This window comes from Methylobacterium sp. EM32, assembly GCF_040593685.1.
In the GTDB taxonomy this organism is placed as follows: domain Bacteria; phylum Pseudomonadota; class Alphaproteobacteria; order Rhizobiales; family Beijerinckiaceae; genus Methylobacterium.
The window spans coordinates 1-20,619 of sequence record NZ_JBEXZS010000211.1 but is presented as its reverse complement, the minus strand read 5'-3'; the positions used below and the strand labels follow the sequence as shown (position 1 = coordinate 20,619).

The following is a 20,619-nucleotide window of genomic DNA, read 5'->3' as shown; positions in this document are numbered from 1 at the left end:
AGACACCCGGCCGCCTGCCGGATGTGGGGCCGTGACGCCCTGGCGCTTTCCGCTCGATCACGCGGTTAGATGACCATAGGTCATCACGACCTGCAAGCGGTCCCGAGAGCATGCAGCTTGCGGGTGGCTGGATGGTATTCGCGAGCCAATCAAGCAGCGGTTGCGCTTCATCGCTGCCACAACTCTCATTTTTTGATAATTTCGGTTCGATGCAGTCCAGTAAGTGCCGACAAATTGATTATCGTAATAATGATTACAAATATTTATAAGCATAGTAGTAGCTCGGTATATGACTGCAATGCTTTTAGATAAAATTTGATTGGACTAGTGAGTGCGATCATCGGCATCGAAAGCATATTCGAGCGTCAGGCTTCAGACGCAACACGCCGCCAACGCGTTAACGAGCGTGAAACTTTCCTGCACTTCAATCAATCTCAGGTTGATCAACCCGGGGTTGCCCATGCGTGCTCCGCGCGGCTCACCGACGCGGTTCGTCCACGATCGATCGGGATCGGCCGTCGTCGAATTCGCGATCGTCGCCCCGGTCTTGCTGGCTCTCGTCCTCGGCACCATAGCATTCGGGAGCTTCCTCGGTGTCGCCCACAGTCTACAGGCCGCTGCCAGCGAGGCCGCACGGGCGGCCATCGCGGGGCTCGATCCGGCCGAGCGAGCGGCCCTGGCGACGGCGACGGCGCAACGAAGCGTTGCGATCAGCCAGCTGCTCCGACCGGATGCCGTCGTCATCGACGCCAGACCGGATCCGAACGATCCCGATCTCTTCGTCGTGACCCTGCGGTACGACCTCAAGACGACTTTGCTCAACCTGCTCCCGCCGGCGGCGCCGGTGCCGCAGACCCTGTCGCGCTCGGCCAGCATCCGGAGGGGCGGGCTGTGACCGGGCGCGGACCGCGCCGGCGCTTCGGCGCCGACGAGACGGGCTCGATCGGGCCGCTCGTGGCTGTCCTGCTGACGGTCCTGTGCGGGTGCGCCGGCCTCGGGATCGATCTCGGCCAGGTCTATCTCGAGAAGCGCCGCGTCCAGTCTGCGGTCGATCTCGCCGCTCTCGCCGCGGCCCGGGCCGATCACAGCCTTGCCGCCGCGTCCCGGTCCTTGCTCGACAACGGATATCGCGCCCCGGCCGACCTGACCGTCGCGGCCGGCACCTACGTCGCGAACCGCGCGGTTCCGGCCGCCGGCCGGTTCACGCCGGCCGGGCAGGCCCCCAACGCAACGCGGGTTCACCTGTCCAGCACCGTACGGACGACCTTCACGCGGATCGTCGGCGGACCGGCGAGCTTCACGGTCTCCGGCGATGCCACCGCCCTGCGCGCGGATCTCGCCGCGTTCGGCCTCGGGTCGCGCCTCGTCAGCCTCGATGCGGGGATCGCGAACGCCCTGCTGTCACGCCTGCTCGGGACGACCGTCTCTTTCACGCTCATGGATTACCGGGCCCTCGCCAGCCTGAGGGTCGATGCCCTGGCCTTCCTGCGCGGCGCGGCGCCGCGGCTGGGCCTCCAGGCCGGGACCTACGACGACGTCCTGAAGACCAGCCTGCGGATCGCGGACGTGATGGCGCTGATCGGCCAGGCCTCCGAGCCGGGGAGTGCGAGCGCGGCCTCGCGGTCCTCCCTCAACACCCTGATCGCGGTCCTGAGCGGAGCCGGTGCCTCCATCCGTCTGGCGGGGCTGCTGACGGCCGGCGAGGTCGGCGCGTCCCCGGTCTCGCAGACAGGCGAGGCGCTCTGGGTCAACGCGCTCGACATGATCACCGGAGCCGCCTTCCTGGCGAACTCGGCCAACCAAGTCAGCCTCGACCTCGGAGCCACTGTGCCAGGACTTGCCGGCGCACGGATCACGATGCGCATCGGCGAGGCGTGGCGCACATCCGGGTTCGCGGGCGTCGGCGGCACCTTGAGCACCGCCCAGCAGCGGCTCCTCGTCGAGCTGTGGCTGCCCGGCCCACTCGCCCTCATCAACCTCTATCTTCCGATCTACGTCGAGCTCGCGCCGGCGCGCGCCGTCCTGACGCGGGTCGCCTGCCCGTGGAACGCCGTCAGCGAGCGCAGCGTCAGGCTCGCCGTCACGACCGGCGTGGCGTTCCTGGCGATCGGCCAGGTTCCGCCCGGCGCGCTCGCCCTCGGCGCGCCCCGTCCGGTCCTCGCTCCGGCGACGATCCTGCAGGCTCCCCTCGTCGCGGTCACCGGAAGCTCGGCGGTGCAGCTCGGCTCGTCCACCCAGTCCCTGACCTTCTCCGACGACGACATCCGGGCCAGCCGCGTCAAGACCGTGTCGACCAACACCATCGGCGCGTCGCTGACGGCATCGCTGCTCACGAATCTCGACCTGCAGGTCAACACCCTCGGGCTGGGCACCCTCGCACTGCCGGGCCTGCTCGACCTGAGGGGAGCGGTCAGCGCCGCCTTGAGCGCGGCGGCGACACCGATCGACACCGTCCTCCTGTCGGTCCTGGCCGTCGCCGGCGTGACGCTCGGCTCCGCCGACGTCGCCGTCACCGGGACGCGGTGCGGCGGCGCGGTTCTGGTCCAGTGACGGTCTGGGTTACCCCGCGTCGCTCGCTCCCAGCCCCTGCGCGTGCGGGTCCGTCACCGCGTCCCGGATCGGGCTCTTCGCCTTCGGGGTGATCTTCAGGGCGGTGAGCGCCAGCGGGTCGAGGCCGTGATCGGCCTCCCCGCAATAAGCGACGAGCTGATCGCGCATGCGCGGGGTCCAGAACGCCGTGACGTGCTTGTGGATGCCCGCCACCGCCTCGTCCGGGGGGTAGGAGCGGAAGAAGGCGGCGATCTGGTTCGCCATGCGGACGAGCTTCTCGTTGGGATCGACGGCGCTCATTGCAAAACACTCACGGGACGGTCAGTCGCTCGGGGGCGGTGAACAGGGTGACGGTGTCGTGGCGGGCGATCGCCGCGAGGGTCAGGCCGTGCAGGGCGGCGCGCTCGACGGCGAGCGAGGTCGGGGCCGAGATCGCCACCAGGATCGCCGCGCCGAAGCTCGCCGCCTTCTCGACCATCTCGAACGAGCAGCGGCTGGTGATGACGAGGAAGCCGTCCTCAGGCGCGGTGCCGGCCCGCAGGAGCGCGCCGATCAACTTGTCGAGGGCGTTGTGGCGGCCGACATCCTCGCGCACGGCCAGCACGGTCCCGTCGCGGGTGGCCCAGGCGGCGGCATGGACCGCCCTCGTCTCGCGGCCGAGCACCTGGAGGTCGTCGAGGGCCTGCAACGCCCGCTCGACCGCCGAGAGCGAGACCGTGACGCCCTCCGCACTTCGCCGCTCGGCTCTGGGAATGTCCTTCAGGTCGTCGATGCCGCAGACGCCGCAGCCGGTGCGGCCCGACAGCGCCCGCTTGCGGGCGAGGTGCTCGCGCAGGCGCCCCGGCGCGAGATCGACGACGAGGCGCAAGCCCCCCTCGCCGTCCTCGACCACGGCGCCGCGGATCTCGTCGGCCCCGGCGACGATCCCTTCCGTCAGGCTGAAGCCGTAGGCGAAATCCTCGAGGTCGGCCGGCGTCGTCATCATCACGGCGTAGGGCACGTCGCCGTAGATCACGTTCACCGGCATCTCGACCGCGAGCGGGCGCATCCCGTCCCGCTCCTCGCCGCGCCCGTAGGCGACGACCCGGGTCGGGACGGCATGGCTCGTCGCGACGCCGCTACTCGGCGGCATCGAGGCTCTGTGCGATGCGGGTGAGGGAGATGTCTTCCTCATAGAACCGGGCCTGCCAATCGGAGGGCCGGTTGGTACGCCGAACCTGCACCGCCGTCACCTTGTACTCGGGGCAGTTCGTCGCCCAGTCCGAGTAGTCGGTGGTGATGACGTTGGCGCCGGTCTTGGCGTGGTGGAAGGTGGTGTAGACCACGCCGGGCTGCATCCGCTCGGTGACCCGGACCTTAAGGGCGATGTCGCCCGACCGGCTCTCCAGGCTGACGAGGTCGCCGTCGACGATGCCGCGGCTCTCGGCGTCGAAGGGATGGATCTCCAGCACGTCCTCCGGATGCCACAGCGAGTTGGCGGTGCGCCGCGTCTGCGCCCCGACATTGTACTGCGACAGGATCCGGCCGGTGGTCAGGATCAGCGGGAATTTTCGCGTGGTGCGCTCGTCGGAGGCGACGAACTCGGTCAGCATGAACCGGCCGAGGCCGCGCACGAAGCGGTCGACATGCATCATCGGCGTGCCCTGCGGCGCCTTGTCGTTGCAGGGCCACTGGATCGAGCCGAGCTCCTCGAGCTTGGCGTAGGACACGCCGGCAAAGCTCGGGGTGAGGGCCGCGATCTCGTCCATGATCTCGGACGGGTGGCTGTAGCTCATGGGATAGCCCAGCGCGTTCGAGAGCAGCATCGTGCCCTCCCAGTCGCCGTAGCCGCCCATCGGCGCCATCACCTGGCGCACCCGGCTGATCCGCCGCTCGGCATTGGTGAAGGTGCCGTCCTTCTCCAGGAACGAGGCGCCCGGCAGGAAGACGTGGGCGTATTTCGCGGTCTCGTTGAGGAAGAGGTCCTGGACGACGATGCACTCCATCGCTCGCAGGCCCGCCGTGACGTGGTGCGTGTCGGGATCCGACTGGGCGATGTCCTCACCCTGGATGTAGAGACCCTTGAACGTGCCGGCGACGGCCTCGTCGAGCATGTTGGTGATGCGCAGGCCCGGATCGGGCGAGAGCTGCGCCCCCCACAGGGCCTCGAAGGTCTCGCGGGTCGCGTCGTCCGAGACGTGGCGGTAGCCGGTCAGCTCGTGCGGGAACGAGCCCATGTCGCAGGAGCCCTGGACGTTGTTCTGGCCCCGCAACGGGTTCACGCCGGCGCCCGGCTTGCCGATGTTGCCGGTGGCCATGGCGAGATTCGCCATGCCCATCACCATGGTCGAGCCCTGGCTGTGCTCGGTGACGCCGAGCCCGTAATAGATCGCTGCCGCGCCGCCCTTGGCGTAGAGCCGGGCGGCCGCCCGCATCTCAGCCGGGTCGCAGCCGGTCAGGTCTTGCACCGCCTCCGGCGCGTGGCGCTCGTCGGCGATGAAGCGGGCCCAGATCTCGAAATCCTTGAGGTCGCAGCGGGCGCGGACGTAAGCTTCATCCACCAGCCCCTCGGTCACGACGACGTGGGCGAGCGCGTTGACGATCGCCACGTTGGCGCCGGGCTTGACGGCTAAGTGATGCGCCGCCCGGATGTGGGGCGATTGGACGAGGTCGATCCGGCGCGGATCGATCACGATCAGCTTGGCGCCCTGGCGCAGGCGCTTCTTCATCCGCGAGCCGAAGACCGGGTGGCCGTCGGTCGGGTTGGCGCCGATCACCAGGATCACGTCGGATTGCTCGACCGACTTGAAGTCCTGGGTGCCGGCGGAGGTACCGAGCGTCGACATCAGCCCATAGCCGGTCGGCGAGTGGCAGACCCGGGCGCAGGTATCGACGTTGTTGTTGCCGAATCCCGCGCGCACCAGCTTCTGGACGAGGTAGGCCTCCTCGTTGGTGCAGCGCGACGAGGTGATGCCGCCGATCGAGTCGCGCCCGTACTGCGCCTGGATGCGCTTGAAGGCGGTGGCCGCGTGAGAGATCGCCTCCTCCCACGTCACCTCGCGCCAGGGATCGGTGATCTTCTCGCGCACCATCGGCGTGGTGATGCGGTCCTGGTGGGTGGCGTAGCCGTAGGCGAAGCGGCCCTTGACGCAGGAATGGCCCTCGTTCGCCTTGCCGTCCTTGTAGGGCACCATGCGGACGATCCGGTCGCCCTGCATCTCGGCCTTGAACGCGCAGCCGACGCCGCAATAGGCGCAGGTCGTCACCTTGGAATGCTCGGGCTGCCCCAGGGCGATGACCGACTTCTCCTGCAGCGTCGCCGTCGGGCAGGCCTGCACGCAGGCGCCGCAGGAGACGCATTCGGAGTTGAAGAAGTCGGTGGGACCCGCCGCCACCCGCGAGTCGAAGCCGCGGCCGGCGATGGTCAGCGCGAAGGTGCCCTGGACCTCCTCGCAGGCCCGGACGCAGCGGTTGCAGACGATGCACTTCGACGGGTCGTAGGCGAAGTACGGGTTCGACTCGTCCTTCGGAAGATACAGCTCGGAATTCTTCGAGACGTGGTTGGCGCCGTCATAGCCGTAGCGCACCTCGCGCAGGCCCACCGTGCCGGCCTGGGTCTGCAACTCGCAATCGCCGTTGGCCGAGCAGGTCAGGCAGTCGAGGGGATGATCGGAGATGTAGAGCTCCATCACCCCTTTGCGCAGGCGCGCGAGCTTGTCCGACTGCGTGTGCACCACCATGCCGGCCTCGGCCGGCGTGGTGCAGGAGGCCGGCGTGCCGCGCCGCCCGTCGATCTCGACGAGGCAGAGGCGGCAGGAGCCGAAGGGTTCGAGCGAATCGGTGGCGCAGAGCTTCGGGATCTGGGTTCCCGCGTGCATCGCCGCCGCCATCACCGAGGTGCCGGCCGGCACCGTGACGCTCTGGCCGTCGATCGTCAGCGTGACGGTCTGGTCGCAGACGCGGATCGGAGTGCCGTAGTCGATTTCCTTGATGAGGGCCATGGCTTTAAGTCCTCACTCGGCGGCCAGCGGCAGGCGAGCGCCGCGGCCGGAAAAATCTTCCGGGAAATGGGTGAGCGCGCTCATCACCGGCACGGGCGTCAGACCGCCCATGGCGCAGAGCGAGCCGTCGGTCATGACCTCGCAGAGGTCGGTGACGAGGGCGAGGTTTTCGCGGGGCGACTCGCCGGCGATCACCTTGTCGATCGTCTCCAGCCCGCGCACGGCGCCGATCCGGCACGGCGTGCACTTGCCGCAGGATTCCGCGGCGCAGAACTCGAAGGCGAAGCGGGCTTGGCGCGCGAGGTCGACGGTGTCGTCGAACACCACGATGCCGCCGTGGCCGAGCAGGCCCTTCTTCGCAGCAAAAGCCTCGTAATCGAGGGGCGTGTCGAACAGGCTCTCGGGGAAGTAGGCGCCGAGCGGCCCGCCGACCTGCACCGCCCGCACGGGCCGACCGGAGGCGGTGCCGCCGCCGAATTCCTCGATGACCTCGCGGAGCGTCAGCCCGAAGGCGGTCTCGATCAGGCCGCCGCGCTTGACGTTGCCGGCGAGCTGGATCGGCAGGGTGCCCAGCGAGCGGCCCATGCCGTAGGCCGCGTAAGCCGCACCGCCATGCTCCAGGATCCACGGGATTGCGGCGAAGGAGAGCACGTTGTTGACGAGGGTCGGCTGCCCGAACAGGCCTTTCAGCGCCGGAATCGGGGGCTTCGCCCGCACGATGCCGCGCTTGCCCTCCAGGCTCTCGAGCAGCGAGGTCTCCTCGCCGCAGATATAGGCGCCGGCCCCCAGGCGCGCCTCAAGGTGGAAGGCGCGTCCAGAGCCCATGACGTTCGCGCCGAGGAAGCCCGCCCGCTCGGCGGCGGTGATCGCGGTTTCCAAAGCCGCGAAGGCGTGGGGGTACTCGGAGCGGCAATAGATGTAGCCGCGCGTCGCCCCGACCGCGACAGCCGCGATGGTCATGCCCTCGATCAGCGTAAGGGGGTCGCCCTCCATCAGCATCCGGTCGGCGAAGGTGCCGGAATCGCCCTCGTCGGCGTTGCAAACCACGTATTTCTGCGTGGCTTCCGCCAGCATCACCGTGTTCCACTTGATGCCGGTCGGGAAGCCGGCGCCGCCGCGGCCGCGTAGCCCCGAGGCCTTCACCGCCTCGACGGTGCCGGCGGGCCCGGCCGCCAGCGCGGCTTCCAGCCCGCGATAGCCGCCATGGGCCCGGTAATCCGCGACCGAGGCCGGATCGACGATCCCGCAGCGGCCGAAGGTCAGACGCTGCTGGCGCGCGAGATAGGGGTGGTCCTCGGGCCGGCCGATGCGGAGCGGATGGGTACCGCCGTCGACGAGCCCGGCATCGAGCAGCGCTTCGACGTCGCTTGGTCGCACCGGCCCGTAGGCGATGCGCCCGTCCGGCGTTTCGACCTCCAGCAGCGGCTCCAGCCACAGCATGCCGCGCGAGCCGGTGCGGACCAGGGTGAGGTCGAGGCCGCGGACGGCGGCGGCCCGGGTCAGCGCCCTGGCGACCCGGTCGGCGCCGAGGGCGAGGCTCGCGGCGTCCTTCGGCAGATAGACAGTGATGCTCACGCGGCGGTCTCCAGCGCATCCGCCAGGGTGTCGAGATCGAGGCGGCCGACCGGCTCGCCGTCGACGAGGGCCGCCGGGCCGCAGGCGCAGAGCCCGAGGCAGAAGACCGGCTCTACCGTCACACGCCCGTCCCGGGTGGTGCCGTGCCAGGCGACGTCGTAGCGGGCGAGCACGTCCTCGTGCAGGGCGTCGGCGCCCATCGCCTGACAGGCCTCGGCCCGGCACAGCTTCACGGTGTGGCGGCCCGCCGGCCCCTTGCGAAAATCGTGGTAGAAGGTGAGGCAGCCGTGAACTTCCGCCCGCGACAGGTTGAGCGCCTCGGCGATCAGCGGCACGGCCTCCTGATCGACGTAGCCGAAGGTCGCCTGCAGAGCGTGCAGGATCGGGAGCGTCGCGCCCTCGCGGTGGGCGTGCGATGCGACGATCGCGGCGGCCTGATCGACGTCCCAGGGCTCCCGGCCCGCTCCGCGGCCAAGGTCGTGGCTCGGCATGGTTTCCAGCCCAGATCGTTATCGTTCTAGGCTGGAGCGTGAGCGGTCCGGGCCGCCGGATCAACGGGGTGGTTCCGGTGGAGCGACAAGGAATTTTTGTTGAACTCGCCTTCGGCGAGGGAAAACGCTCGAACGAACGCGATCTCTGCGAAGATCGTATGGAACCGGCGGTGGGGCCGTTTCAGAGCGCCGCCACCTCCGCCGCGAGGCCCGGGGCGATGGCTCGCGCCTCAGTGAGGAACGCCGCGACGAGCGGGGTCATCGGATCGCGCTCGGGCACGACGAGGCCGATCGTGTGGCTGACGTCGGGCTCGGTGATCGGCACCGCCCGCACCCGCTCGGTGAGGCGGAAGGTCTCGGCGAGCGCCGCCGGCATGATGCTGGCCCATTTGGCGGTGCGCACATGCGTCACCAGCACGATCATCGAGTTCGACTCGAGGAGGGGCGCCGGCTCGGCGCCCGCGGCGCGCAGGTGCCGGTCGATGATGCGGCGGTTCTGCATCGCCGGGGTCAGGAGGCAGAGCGGGATGCGGCCGACCTCGGCCCAGGTCACGCTCTCCCGCGCGCCGTAGATCCCGTCGGCCGCGGTGAGCAGCCGGTAATGCTCCCGGTAGAGCGGCAGGGCCGTGACGCGGCCCAAGGGCTCGTCCTCGATATAGGTGAGGCCCGCATCGAGCTCGAGGTTGGCGATCTGCCGGATGATCTCGTGCGAGGTCGCGGATTGCACCGAGAAGCGCACCGCCGGGTGGCGGGCGCGGAACGGGGTGGTGAGGGCGGCGACCATCGGGGTCGCGGTCGGCACCGCCGCCATCCGGAGCATGCCCGACAGGCCCCGGCGCAGGGCCGCCACCTCCTGGCGCATGGCGCGGGCGTCGCCGACGATGCGCCGCGCCCAGTCGAGCACCCGCTCGCCCTCCGGGGTGAAGCCCTGGAAACGCGAGCCGCGTTGCACCAGGAGCACACCCAGGCGCTCCTCGAGCTGCTTGACGCCGGCCGAGAGGGTCTGCTGCGACACCCCGCAGGCCTGGGCGGCGCGGCCGAAATGCTGCTCCTGGGCGAGCGCCAGGATGAACTCGAGACGGTCGATCATCGAAGGGTGGAGGCCAGGTCCGGCGCGTCGCGAAAGCCCCGAGCCGTCGCGCACGCTTTTGCGGAATCATTCGAGCCTCACGACGAATGTCCAGTGCCCACAGGCGAATTCGGAACGCCGATGCGACGCCAACGCCGTTGCGCTTGCGGCGCCATTGTGGTGAGAGACGCCGACCGGGTCTCGGCCGGCTCTACGGCCGCAGGGCGGCGGAGCGGCACCGTGCGGCCGAGATCGACGGCGCTCCCGCCGCGCGGGCAGCCGTTGCCGGCAGACAGCCTGTTGTGGGGAGCATCGAGGGCACCATGGGGATGGCGAGGGCGCAAGGACGGCCGAAGGGCCGCGGATTCTGGGGACGCGCCGCGGCGCTGGCAGCGACCGGGATCCTCGGCACCGCCACGGCCGCGTCGGCGGCGGGCGTGGGCCAGCCGGTGCCGTGGCAGATGGACCTGCAGCGGCCGGTGACCGAGGTGGCGACGGAAATCTACAATTTCCACCACCTTCTGAACTGGATCATGCTGGCCGTCGTCCTGTTCGTGCTCGGCCTGCTGATCGCGGTGATCTTCAAGTTCAACGAGAAGACCAACCCGAACCCGTCGCGCACCACCCACAACACGATGCTGGAGGTCGCCTGGACGATCGTTCCGGTGCTGATCCTGGTGGCGATCGCGATTCCCTCGTTCCGGGTGCTGCGCACGCAGCTGTCGGACCCGAAGGCCGACCTGATGGTCAAGGTCATCGGCCACGCCTGGTACTGGTCCTACGAGTACCCGCAGGATGTCGGCGGCTTCAAGTTCGACGCCAACCTGCTCGAGGGCGAGGACCAGGTGAAGTCGGGCCAGCCGAAGCTGCTCGCCACCGACAACGAGATGGTGGTGCCGGTGAACAAGATCGTGAAGATCCAGGTCACCGCCGCCGACGTGATGCATTCCTGGGCGATGCCGTCCTTCGGCTTCAAGATCGACGCGATCCCGGGCCGCCTCAACCAGTTCTGGTTCAAGGCCGAGCGTGAGGGCACCTATCACGGCCAGTGCTCCGAGCTGTGCGGCCAGCGCCACGCCTACATGCCGATCACCGTGAAGGTGGTGAGCGAGCAGGCCTTCCAGGCCTGGACCGCGGAGGCCAAGACCAAGTTCGCCCGCACCGACGGCGGCGCCAAATTCGCGGAAGCGCAATAACAATGATCGCTGACGCGCGGTAACAGCGCCCGCTGATTTCATGACGCGGGGTGCCGGCGCGCCCCGCCCCTTTCGACAGACCGACCGAGACATTCCTCGAAGAGGCTGACCCCATGGCTCAAGCCGTCACGGCAGGGCACGACCACGCCCACGACCACACCCCACCGTTCTTCACGCGCTGGTTCAACTCGACCAACCACAAGGACATCGGCACCCTCTACCTGCTGTTCGCCTTCTCGGCGGGCATCGTCGGCGCCTTCCTGTCCTTCGGCATCCGGATGGAGATGGAGGCCCCCGGCCTGCAGTACTTCTCCAACCCGCAGACCTACAACGTGTTCGTGACCGGGCACGGCCTCATCATGGTGTTCTTCATGGTGATGCCGGCCCTCATCGGCGGGTTCGGCAACTGGTTCGTGCCGCTGATGATCGGCGCGCCGGACATGGCGTTCCCGCGCATGAACAACATCTCGTTCTGGCTGACGGTCGCGGGCTTCATGAGCCTCGTCTGCTCGCTGTTCGTCGAGGGCGCCCCCGGCGCGGTCGGCGCCGGCACCGGCTGGACCGTCTACCCGCCGCTCTCCACCGCCGGCCATCCCGGCCCGGCCGTCGACTTCGCGATCTTCGCCCTGCACCTGTCGGGCGCAGGCTCGATCCTCGGCGCCATCAACTTCATCACCACCATCCTGAACATGCGTGCGCCGGGCATGACCCTGCACAAGATGCCGCTGTTCGCCTGGTCGATGCTGGTGACCGCGTTCCTGCTGCTCCTGTCGCTCCCGGTTCTCGCCGGCGCGATCACGATGCTGCTCACCGACCGCAACTTCGGCACGACCTTCTTCGATCCGGCCGGCGGCGGCGACCCGATCCTGTACCAGCACCTGTTCTGGTTCTTCGGCCACCCCGAAGTCTACATCATGATCCTGCCGGCCTTCGGCATCGTCTCGCACATCATCTCGACCTTCTCCCGGAAGCCCGTGTTCGGCTACCTGGCGATGGCCTACGCGATGGTGGCGATCGGCGTCGTCGGCTTCGTGGTGTGGGCCCACCACATGTACACCGTGGGCCTGACGCTTCAGACCCAGTCCTACTTCGTGTTCGCCACCATGGTGATCGCGGTTCCCACCGGCGTGAAGATCTTCTCCTGGATCGCCACGATGTGGGGCGGCTCGATCCGCTTCACCGCCGCCATGCACTGGGCCGTCGGCTTCGTCTTCCTGTTCACCGTCGGCGGCGTCACCGGCGTGATCCTGGCCAACGCTGCCGTCGACCGCTACCTGCACGACACCTACTACGTCGTGGCGCACTTCCACTACGTGCTGTCGCTCGGCGCGGTGTTCATCATCTTCGCCGGCGTCTACTACTGGTTCCCGAAGATGACCGGCCGCATCATCCCCGAATGGGCCGGCAAGCTGCACTTCTGGCTCGCCTTCATCGGCGCCAACGTGCTGTTCTTCCCGATGCACTTCCTCGGCCTCGCCGGCATGCCGCGGCGCTATGCCGACTACCCGGAGGCCTTCGCGGGCTGGCATTGGGTGGCCACGATGGGCGGCCACATCTTCGCGCTGGGCATGGTCGTGTTCGTGATCGGCGTGGTGCTCGCCTTCCGCTCCAAGGAGCGGGCCGCGGACAACCCGTGGGGCGAGGGTGCCACCACCCTCGAGTGGACCCTGACCTCGCCTCCGCCCTTCCACCAGTACGAGACCCTGCCGGTGATCGTGGACGAGCCGTCCCACGCCCACTGACGCGAAGGACCACGGTTCGCCGCGGAAAAGCCGCGGCGGACCAACATAGCGCGGAGACTTGCCCGTCCGACCGGCGCAAGTCTCCCGCGGGAGATCCGGGGACCGGCACGGTCCCGGCTCTTCCCCCGAGCGCCCGGACGGGCGCTCCGGCGAGGAGCGCGACACCTTCAAGCCCTTTCACACGATGGCCGCGACACCCAGCATGACCTCCCTGACGAACAGCGCGATCTCCGACCGTCCCTTCGCCGAGGCGAGCAGCTCCGGCGGCGAGGTCGCGGATTACTTCGCGCTCCTGAAGCCCCGGGTGATGGCGCTGGTGATCTTCACCGCCCTCGTCGGGATGACGGTGACGCCGTCGCACGTGAACCCGGTGATCGGGGCGATCTCGCTCCTGATGATCGCGGTCGGGGCCGGCGCCTCGGGCTGCCTCAACATGTGGTGGGACGCCGACGTCGACGCGGTGATGACCCGCACCCGCACCCGGCCGATCCCGGCCGGGCGGATCCAGCCGGGCGAGGCCCTGTCCTTCGGGCTCACCCTCTCGGTCGGCTCGGTGCTGGTGCTGGGCCTGGCGGCGAACTGGCTGTCGGCGGGGCTGCTCGCCTTCACCATCGTGTTCTACGCCGTGATCTACTCGATGTGGCTGAAGCGCTCGACGGCGCAGAACATCGTGATCGGGGGTGCCGCCGGCGCCCTGCCGCCGATGATCGGCCAGGCGGTGGTCACCGGCTCGATCGGGATCGAGGGCACGGTCCTGTTCCTGATCATCTTCATCTGGACCCCGCCGCATTTCTGGGCGCTGGCGCTGGTCAAGGCCGGCGAGTACGCCCGGGCCGGCATCCCGATGATGCCGAACACCGCCGGGCCCGACTCGACCCGCCGCCAGATCCTCGCCTACTCGGTGCTGCTGGCCCCGCTCGGCCTCGCCCCGGTCTTCCTCGGCTTCGGCGGGATGATCTACGGGCTCGTCGGCCTCGTCGGCGGCCTCGCCATGGTGGGCTTGAGCGTCCAGGTGCTGCACCGGCGCGAGGGCGAGGCGGCCAACAAGGCGGCGATGAGCCTGTTCGGCTTCTCGATCCTCTACCTGTTCCTGCTCTTCTCCGCCCTGCTGGCGGAACAGGGCCTCGGGCTGTTCCGGCCGGTCTTCGGCTGAGCGCACCCCTCCCCCTCCGGTCGATGCAGCGATGAGTGCGGTGCCCCAGCAACTGACCCCCGACGAGATCCAGCGCCGGCGCAAGCGCTCCATCGCGATCGCGATGGTGCTCGCCGCCCTGGTCCTGATCTTCTACGTGCTGACGATCGCCAAGCTCGGGCCCCAGGTCCTCAACCGGCCGCTGTGACGCGAAGGGGCGATGCCGCCATGACCGATGCGCGCAACCACCAGCAGAAACGAGCCCGCACCACGGCGCTCGCCTGCCTCGGCATCGTGGTCGGGATGACGGCCCTCGCCTTCGCCTTCGTCCCGCTCTACGACCTGTTCTGCAAGGCGACCGGCTACGACGGTACTCCCTTGCGGGGCGCGGCCGCCGCCGGCCCTGTCAGTCAGGACAGCATGCTGGTGCATTTCGACACCAACGTCGCGCCGGGGCTGCCCTGGCGCTTCGCGGCGGAGACGCCGCAGGTCGAGGCGCAACTGGGGGCCACCAAGACGGTGTTCTTCCGCGTCACCAACACCGGCAGCGTGCCGAGCACCGGCATCGCGACGTTCAACGTCCAGCCCGGGCTGACCGGCGGCTACTTCGTCAAGGTGCAGTGCTTCTGCTTCAACGAGCAGACGCTGCAGCCCGGCGAAACCATGGACTTCCCGGTGGTGTTCTACCTCGAGCCCGGCATCAAGGCCGATGCGAACACCCGCGACCTCACCGAGATGACCCTGTCCTACACCTACTTCGCGTCGAAGAACGGCCAGCCGCAGGCCGCCCTCGCGACGCCGGCGGGGACCAAGGCGAATTGAGGGGCTGGGCCAATTGACGAGGTGACAACCCCGCCGGGGCGGCATTAAAGCGTGACCTTAAGCGCCGATGGCGGACAAGCCGGGGCGCCGGGAGCGAGCCGCCCCGCGTCAAACGAGATCCACGGCCGGCGCGGGGCGCGACCGGTCGCAAGAGCAGGCAGGAGACCCGACACGATGGCCGAGGCGCACGGGAAGCACCACGACTACCACCTCGTCAATCCGAGCCCGTGGCCGCTCGTCGGCTCGATGAGCGGCTTCACGATGACGACGGGCGCCGTCCTGTGGATGAAGAGCCTGACCATCGCGAACCTCGCGCTCGGTCCCTACATCTTCTTCGCCGGCTTGATCGGCGTGCTCTACACCATGCTGAGCTGGTGGCGGGACGTCGTCCACGAGGCGAATACCGGCGACCACACCCGGGTGGTGCAGCTGTCGCACCGCTACGGCATGATGATGTTCATCGCCTCCGAGGTGATGTTCTTCGTCGCTTGGTTCTGGGCCTATTTCGAGGCGGCGCTCTATTCCGGCGACCCGATCCAGGCCTCGCGCGTCGAGTTCACCGGGGGCCTGTGGCCGCCGAAGGGCGTCGAGGCGTTCGATCCCTGGCACCTGCCGCTGCTCAACACCCTGATCCTGCTCACCTCGGGCACCACGATCACCTGGGCCCACCACGCCCTGCTGCACGGCGACCGCAAGGGCGTGAAGTACGGCCTGTGGCTGACCATCGCGCTCGGCGCGCTGTTCTCCTGCGTCCAGGCCTACGAGTACGGCCACGCCCATTTCGGCTTCTCGGGCAGCATCTACTCGGCCACCTTCTTCATGGCGACCGGCTTCCACGGCGCCCACGTGCTGATCGGCACGATCTTCCTGGCGGTCTGCCTGTACCGGATCTATCTCGGCCAGTTCACCCCCAAGCAGCACCTCGGCTTCGAGTTCGCCGCCTGGTACTGGCACTTCGTCGACGTGGTGTGGCTGTTCCTGTTCGCCGCGATCTACGTCTGGGGCTCGGGCGTCGGCCACGCCGCCGCGCATTAAGCCAGCACCTCACGCACCAGGATCATGAGAGGGCGGCGAGAGCCGCCCTTTTTCTTATGACGAGAAACCCCCAGATCGCGCTGGCATCCCCGCGTTCAGGAGTTGACCCCATGGACAACAACCGCACCGTCGACTCCCCGGCGACCGTCGGCCTGCGCGGCCGCTGCCCGCGCTGCGGCGAGGGACACCTGTTCAAGGGCTTCCTCAGCTTCCGCCCCTCCTGCGAGGTCTGCGGCCTCGATTTCCGCTTCATCGATTCCGCCGACGGCCCGGCCTTCTTCGTGATGTCGATCGTCGGCATCGTGGTGGTGGCCCTGGCGATGTGGGTCGAGTTCGCCTACGAGCCGCCGATGTGGGTGCACGCCGCGCTCTGGGCGCCGCTCTCGATCGTCCTGAGCCTGCTCCTGGTCCGGCCGCTCAAGGGCATGATGGCGGCGCTGCAATATTCCAACAAGGCGGCGCAGGGGCGCTTCCGGTGACGGCGCCGGCTGGCCCGGCGGAGCGGCGCGCGGCCCTGCGCGATCTCGTGGTCCCTGCCCTCGCGAGCCTGGTCTGCTTAAGCATCCTGATCGGACTCGGGGTCTGGCAGCTCGAGCGCAAGGCCTGGAAGGAGGCGCTGATCGACCGGATCGTCGCCCGCTCGCGCATCGAGCCGCCGGCGCCGCTGCCGGCCTTCGACGGCTTCGATCCCGTCCGCGACGAGTTCGAGCGGGTGCGGGCCACCGGCCGCTTTCTTCAGGACAAGGAGACGCTGGTCCACGGGCTGGCGCCCGGCGACACGCCGGGCCGGGCGCTCCAGGGCTACTACGTCGTGACCCCCTTGGCGCTCGACGACGGCCGCACCGTGCTCGTCAATCGCGGCTTCGTGCCGACCGAGCTCAAGGATCCGGCCCGCCGCGCGGCCGGACAGGTCACGACCGAGACCACCGTCACCGGCATGCTGCGCCAGAGCGAGGCGCGGGCGATGTTCGTGCCGGCGCCGAACCCGCAGACCGGCGAGTGGTTCAACCGCGACGTTCCGGGCATCGCGGCGGCGAAAGGCCTGACCGGCGTCGCCCCCTACCTGATCGAGGCCGACGCCACGCCCGTTCCCGGCGGCTGGCCGAAGGGCGGGCAGCTGCGGGTCGACCTGCCGAACAACCACCTGCAATACGCCTTCACGTGGTTCGGCCTCGCGCTCTGCCTGATCGGGGTGTTCACGGCCTTCGCCCTGCGCCGCCTGCCGGGCGAGGCCGTGGACCCTGCCGCCCCGTCACCGGCCTCCCCGCCGCGTCCTTAAAACAGCCGCGTTGTCGATGTCGGGTCCGTCCATGTCCGGTTCAGGCCGCCGGGCGCCTCCTGCCGCTGGCCTCGTCCCGGCCCCTGGTCATCGATGAACGCGATCCTCATCAAGCTGTTTGCCACGGCCCTGACGCTGAGCCAGGTCACCACCCGTCCCGATGCGATCCGGACCCAGTTCGATCCGGCCAAGGACGGCCCGGCGGTGGTGCAGCTCCTGCGCGACGGCTGCGCCCACATGCGCAAGGCCTTCGACATCGAGGACATCAACCTCGACGACCTGATCTCGACCGCGATGGAGGATCCCAAGGCTGTCGCGGGCGAATCCAAGCTGCTGCACGGCCTCGACATTGCTGAGCTCAACACGAGCTACAAGCAGTTCTGCAAGGGCGAGAACCCGGCGAACTCGCCCTTCGAGGCGCGGGCCGTGATCGAGTTCTACAACAAGGCGGTCACCGACCTGCCGGACGCCAACGCCCTCAAGGCCCTGCGGCTGCCCGGCGCGACGACGATCCTCGACGGGCGGGGCCAGCGCTTCTCCGAGACCTTCGAGCCCAACGGCCGGCGCGTCGCGGTGCCGATCGGCGAGGTCCCGCCGCTGGTCCAGAAGGCGTTCATCGCGGCCGAGGACAAGCGCTTCCTCACCCATCGCGGCATCGACGAGCGCGGGGTGATCCGGGCCTTCATCGGCAACCTCGCCTCGCCGGGCCGGCCGCAGGGCGGCTCGACCATCACCCAGCAGGTCGTGAAGAACCTGTCCGTCGGCGACGACGTCACCTACGAGCGCAAGATCCGCGAGATGATCGTCGCGGCCCGGGCCGAGCGGGTGATGACGAAGCCCGAGATCCTCGGCCTGTACCTCAACGGGATCTATCTCGGCCGCGGCGCCTACGGCGTCGAGATGGCATCGCGGAGCTATTTCGGGAAGTCGGTCAAGGACCTGAACGTGGCTGAAGCTGCGCTGCTCGGCGGCATGCCGAAGGGCCCGAACTTCTACAATCCCGACCGCTACCCCGACCGGGCGCGGGAGCGCCGCGCCTACGTGCTCACCCGCATGAAGGAGGAGGGCGCGATCACGGAAGCCGAGATGAATACGGCGCTCGCAGCCCCCTTGGGCCTCGCGCCGCTGGAGCGCCTGCGCCAGGATGCCGGCTTCCACTTCGTCGACCACCTCACCCGCGAGGCGCGCACGCTCGCCGGCCTCGATTCGCTGACGGCCGGCGCCTACACGGTGCGCTCGACCCTCAACGCCGGCCTCCAAGAGGCGACCGAGGGCATCCTGCAGGAGAGCCTGTCGCGCTACGAGGCCTCGACCGGCCGCGCGCGGTACGAGGGGCCGGAGGCGAACCTCGCCGACGCCGTGCGTCGCATCGAGGCCGCCGGAGCCCCGCCGGCACCCGAGCCCGCTCCCGCGCCGACCCCCGAGCCGAAGGGGAAGAAGGGATCGAAGCAGGCCAAGGTCGTGAAACCCGCCGGGCCGAAACCCGCCTGGCAGCGGGCGCTCGAGACCGCGCGCCTGCCGCTCTACGACGTGCACTGGCCGGCGGCCGTGGTGCTCTCGACCGGCGGCCAGGGCGGCGTGCGGGTCGGCCTCGCCGACGGGCGGGTCGCGAGCCTGAACCCGGGCGCGGCCCGCGGCCGGCTCGCTCCTTTCGATGTCGTGCGGGTGAAGGTGTGGGAGAGCAAGGGCGCCCCCCGGGCGGATCTCCGCATCCGCCCGCAGGTCCAGGGCGCGGTCGTGGTGCTGGAGAACCGCACCGGGCGGATCCTCGCCATGGCGGGCGGCTTCTCCTATCCGTTGAGCCAGCTCAACCGGGTGACGCAGAGCGTGCGCCAGCCCGGCTCGACCCTGAAGCCCCTGACCTACCTTGCCGCGCTCAATGCCGGCCTGCAGCCCAACACCCTGGTGATGGATGCCCGCGTGACCCTGCCGCCGATCGGCGGGGTGGGCGATTCATGGTCGCCGAAGAACTACGAGGGCGGGGGTGGCTCCGGCCCCGTCACCCTGCGCCGCGGCCTGGAGCACTCGAAGAACCTCGTCACCGCGCAGCTCCTGCGCGGCGGCATCGCCGAGAAGGCGCCGGCGAGCCTCTCGAAGGTCTGCGACATCGCGCTCGAAGCGCAGCTCTACGCCGAGTGCGAGCGCTACTACCCCTTCGTGCTCGGCGCCCAGCCGGTGCGGATGATCGACCTCGCGACCTTCTACGCAGCTGTGGCCAACGAGGGCGAGCGCCCTTCCCCCTACGGCCTGGAGAGCGTGACGCAGGGCGACAAGGTGCTCTACCAGCACGCGGACCGGCCGCTCGCCCGCATCGGCTCGGCCGACCGGGTGGCGTTCTACCAGCTCAAGAGCCTGCTCCAGGGCGTGACCCAGCGCGGCACCGCCGCGGCGCTTGCCCGGTTCTCGCCTTACGTCGCCGGCAAGACCGGCACCTCGGAGGACGAGAACGACGCCTGGTTCTCAGGCTTCACCAACGAGATCACCATCGTGGCCTGGGTCGGCTACGACAATGCCGACGGCCGGCGCCGCACCCTCGGCCGCGGCCAGACCGGCGGCCACCTCTCGGTGCCGATTTTTTCCCAAGTGCTCCAGGCCGCCTGGGCCAACGGGGTGGCGAAGTCCCCACTCTCCGGCCCGAGCCCCGAGGCCAAGCGCCTGATCGCCGACGAGCCGATCGACCTGCGCTCCGGCAGCCGGGTCGCCGGCGGCGGCTTCATGGAGCATTTCCGCCTCTCGGTGGACGGGCGCCTCGCCGAGACCCGCTTCAAGCTGGTGCCGCAGGAGCAGATCTACGCGATGCGGCCGGACAGCGAGCAGGACGGCGACGCGATCGAGGGCGGTCTGCCGGGCGAGAACCCGGGCCGGATGCCCGACGAGGCGCCGGATGCCGACCGCTACGACCCGTTCGGCGCCCTGTTCGGCCGGCCCGAGCCGCGCCCCTATGCCCGCCGGGCCCAGCCGGTGCCCGCCCCCGAGCCGTACTGGCCGGGCGCGCGCAGCCGCTCGCCCTTCGGCGACGAGGACGAGGGCATCCGCCGGCCGCGCCGGCGCGATCCCGACTACCCGTTCGGCGACGACCCGAACTACTGACCTCAAGACAGGACACTTTCTCCGTGCGTGACAGCCTGACGGCGCGCCCGCGCCTCTTCCCGCTCGTGCTCGCCGCCCTCCTCGCGGCCTCCCCTGCGCTCGCCGAGTACCGCACCAAGGACGTGCCGGCGGTGACGGGCCTCGATCCGGCCGGCATCGCCCCCAACACGATCGCGTTCACCGATCACCGCGACAACCCGGCGAGCCCGGAGAGCGGCCTCGTGCCCTTCACCGAGTGGGGCAAGCGCAGCCCGGCCCAGAAGGCGCTGCTCGCCCCCCATCCGGCCTACGTCGAGCCGGACTACGTCCAGACGGTGAACGGCGTCGCCAAGCCCCGGCACGAGGCGCTGAAGGTCTACGTCGCCGAGGCGCGGTTCATCGTGCCCCGCAGCGCCGACCGCATCGACCTGAAGCGCTTCGCCACGATCCCGTTCCTGTCGCGCATGGACCCGGCGATCAAGCACAAGGCCTTGAGCCCCGCCGACGCCACGCCGACCAAGGACCCGGCCGCGGCCTTCGCCCGCCGGCCCGACCGGCCGTGGTGCGAGGCGCCCGACACCACCTGCATCGAGTCGCGCTACGACCTCGAGGGCAAGCTGCCGCTCGGGGTCAAGCTCGCGAACAAGATCGAGGACGGGGGCAAGAAGATCGCCGAGTT

The 20,619-nt window shown here is 69.4% G+C and carries 17 protein-coding genes and 1 pseudogene; 12 read left to right on the top strand and 6 right to left on the bottom strand.

Features of this window, described 5'->3' with window-relative positions; all coding sequences use genetic code 11:
- The first annotated feature begins 460 nt into the window (after positions 1-460).
- Complete coding sequence (locus ABZT49_RS27595; protein WP_355290830.1) at positions 461-895, top strand: TadE/TadG family type IV pilus assembly protein; 435 nt, start codon at positions 461-463, stop codon at positions 893-895.
- A complete protein-coding gene (locus tag ABZT49_RS27590; protein WP_355290828.1) occupies positions 892-2,550 on the top strand; it encodes a pilus assembly protein TadG-related protein in 1,659 nt (552 codons plus the stop codon). The genes ABZT49_RS27595 and ABZT49_RS27590 overlap by 4 nt, the downstream gene beginning before the upstream one ends.
- A gap of 9 nt (positions 2,551-2,559) precedes the next feature.
- Here the strand turns inward: ABZT49_RS27590 and ABZT49_RS27585 are convergent, their stop codons facing one another.
- From ABZT49_RS27585 to ABZT49_RS27560, 6 genes are all read right to left on the bottom strand, one after another.
- The gene (locus ABZT49_RS27585; RefSeq protein WP_355290827.1) at positions 2,560-2,850 is read right to left on the bottom strand and encodes a formate dehydrogenase subunit delta; all 291 of its coding nucleotides are present in this window, start codon (positions 2,848-2,850) and stop codon (positions 2,560-2,562) included.
- Between the two features lie 10 nt (positions 2,851-2,860).
- Positions 2,861-3,682 carry a formate dehydrogenase accessory sulfurtransferase FdhD gene (gene fdhD, locus ABZT49_RS27580; RefSeq protein WP_355290825.1) on the bottom strand — a complete coding sequence of 274 codons (822 nt, stop codon included), beginning with the start codon at positions 3,680-3,682 and terminating at the stop codon, positions 2,861-2,863.
- Entirely contained in the window at positions 3,669-6,530 is a 2,862-nt protein-coding gene (fdhF, locus tag ABZT49_RS27575) for a formate dehydrogenase subunit alpha (protein WP_355290823.1), read from the bottom strand. Before fdhF ends, fdhD begins: the two co-directional genes overlap by 14 nt.
- A 12-nt stretch (positions 6,531-6,542) precedes the next feature.
- Positions 6,543-8,105 (bottom strand): NADH-ubiquinone oxidoreductase-F iron-sulfur binding region domain-containing protein, encoded by a 1,563-nt coding sequence (locus ABZT49_RS27570; protein WP_355290821.1) that lies wholly within the window; start codon positions 8,103-8,105, stop codon positions 6,543-6,545.
- Entirely contained in the window at positions 8,102-8,596 is a 495-nt protein-coding gene (locus ABZT49_RS27565) for a formate dehydrogenase subunit gamma (RefSeq protein ID WP_355290819.1), read from the bottom strand. The genes ABZT49_RS27570 and ABZT49_RS27565 overlap by 4 nt, the downstream gene beginning before the upstream one ends.
- Before the next feature lie 181 nt (positions 8,597-8,777).
- Entirely contained in the window at positions 8,778-9,686 is a 909-nt protein-coding gene (locus ABZT49_RS27560) for a LysR family transcriptional regulator (protein ID WP_355290817.1), read from the bottom strand.
- A 302-nt stretch (positions 9,687-9,988) separates the two neighbouring features.
- Between ABZT49_RS27560 and coxB the strand changes: the two genes are divergently transcribed.
- The 10 genes and pseudogenes from coxB to ABZT49_RS27510 form a co-directional block, all read left to right on the top strand.
- Entirely contained in the window at positions 9,989-10,861 is an 873-nt protein-coding gene (coxB, locus tag ABZT49_RS27555) for a cytochrome c oxidase subunit II (RefSeq protein ID WP_407943581.1), read from the top strand.
- 113 nt (positions 10,862-10,974) lie between these two features.
- Positions 10,975-12,603, top strand: coding sequence for a cytochrome c oxidase subunit I (gene ctaD / locus ABZT49_RS27550; RefSeq protein ID WP_109972894.1), 1,629 nt, complete (start codon positions 10,975-10,977; stop codon positions 12,601-12,603).
- Positions 12,604-12,805: 202 nt separating this feature from the next.
- Positions 12,806-13,756 carry a heme o synthase gene (locus ABZT49_RS27545; protein WP_355290815.1) on the top strand — a complete coding sequence of 317 codons (951 nt, stop codon included), beginning with the start codon at positions 12,806-12,808 and terminating at the stop codon, positions 13,754-13,756.
- A gap of 31 nt (positions 13,757-13,787) precedes the next feature.
- Positions 13,788-13,943, top strand: coding sequence for a hypothetical protein (locus tag ABZT49_RS27540; RefSeq protein ID WP_177302967.1), 156 nt, complete (start codon positions 13,788-13,790; stop codon positions 13,941-13,943).
- A 20-nt stretch (positions 13,944-13,963) separates the two neighbouring features.
- Positions 13,964-14,557: a cytochrome c oxidase assembly protein gene (locus tag ABZT49_RS27535; protein WP_355290813.1), complete on the top strand. Its 594-nt coding sequence runs from the start codon at positions 13,964-13,966 to the stop codon at positions 14,555-14,557.
- 174 nt (positions 14,558-14,731) lie between these two features.
- Positions 14,732-15,592: a cytochrome c oxidase subunit 3 gene (locus tag ABZT49_RS27530; RefSeq protein WP_355290811.1), complete on the top strand. Its 861-nt coding sequence runs from the start codon at positions 14,732-14,734 to the stop codon at positions 15,590-15,592.
- A gap of 110 nt (positions 15,593-15,702) precedes the next feature.
- Positions 15,703-16,071 (top strand): DUF983 domain-containing protein, encoded by a 369-nt coding sequence (locus ABZT49_RS27525; RefSeq protein WP_355290809.1) that lies wholly within the window; start codon positions 15,703-15,705, stop codon positions 16,069-16,071.
- Positions 16,068-16,871, top strand: a complete 804-nt coding sequence (locus tag ABZT49_RS27520; RefSeq protein WP_355290807.1) for an SURF1 family protein — start codon at positions 16,068-16,070, stop codon at positions 16,869-16,871. The genes ABZT49_RS27525 and ABZT49_RS27520 overlap by 4 nt, the downstream gene beginning before the upstream one ends.
- A 93-nt stretch (positions 16,872-16,964) precedes the next feature.
- Positions 16,965-19,961, top strand: a complete 2,997-nt coding sequence (locus ABZT49_RS27515) for a transglycosylase domain-containing protein (protein ID WP_355290805.1) — start codon at positions 16,965-16,967, stop codon at positions 19,959-19,961.
- A gap of 23 nt (positions 19,962-19,984) precedes the next feature.
- Positions 19,985-20,619 (top strand): annotated as a pseudogene (locus tag ABZT49_RS27510) (hypothetical protein); the annotation flags it as partial.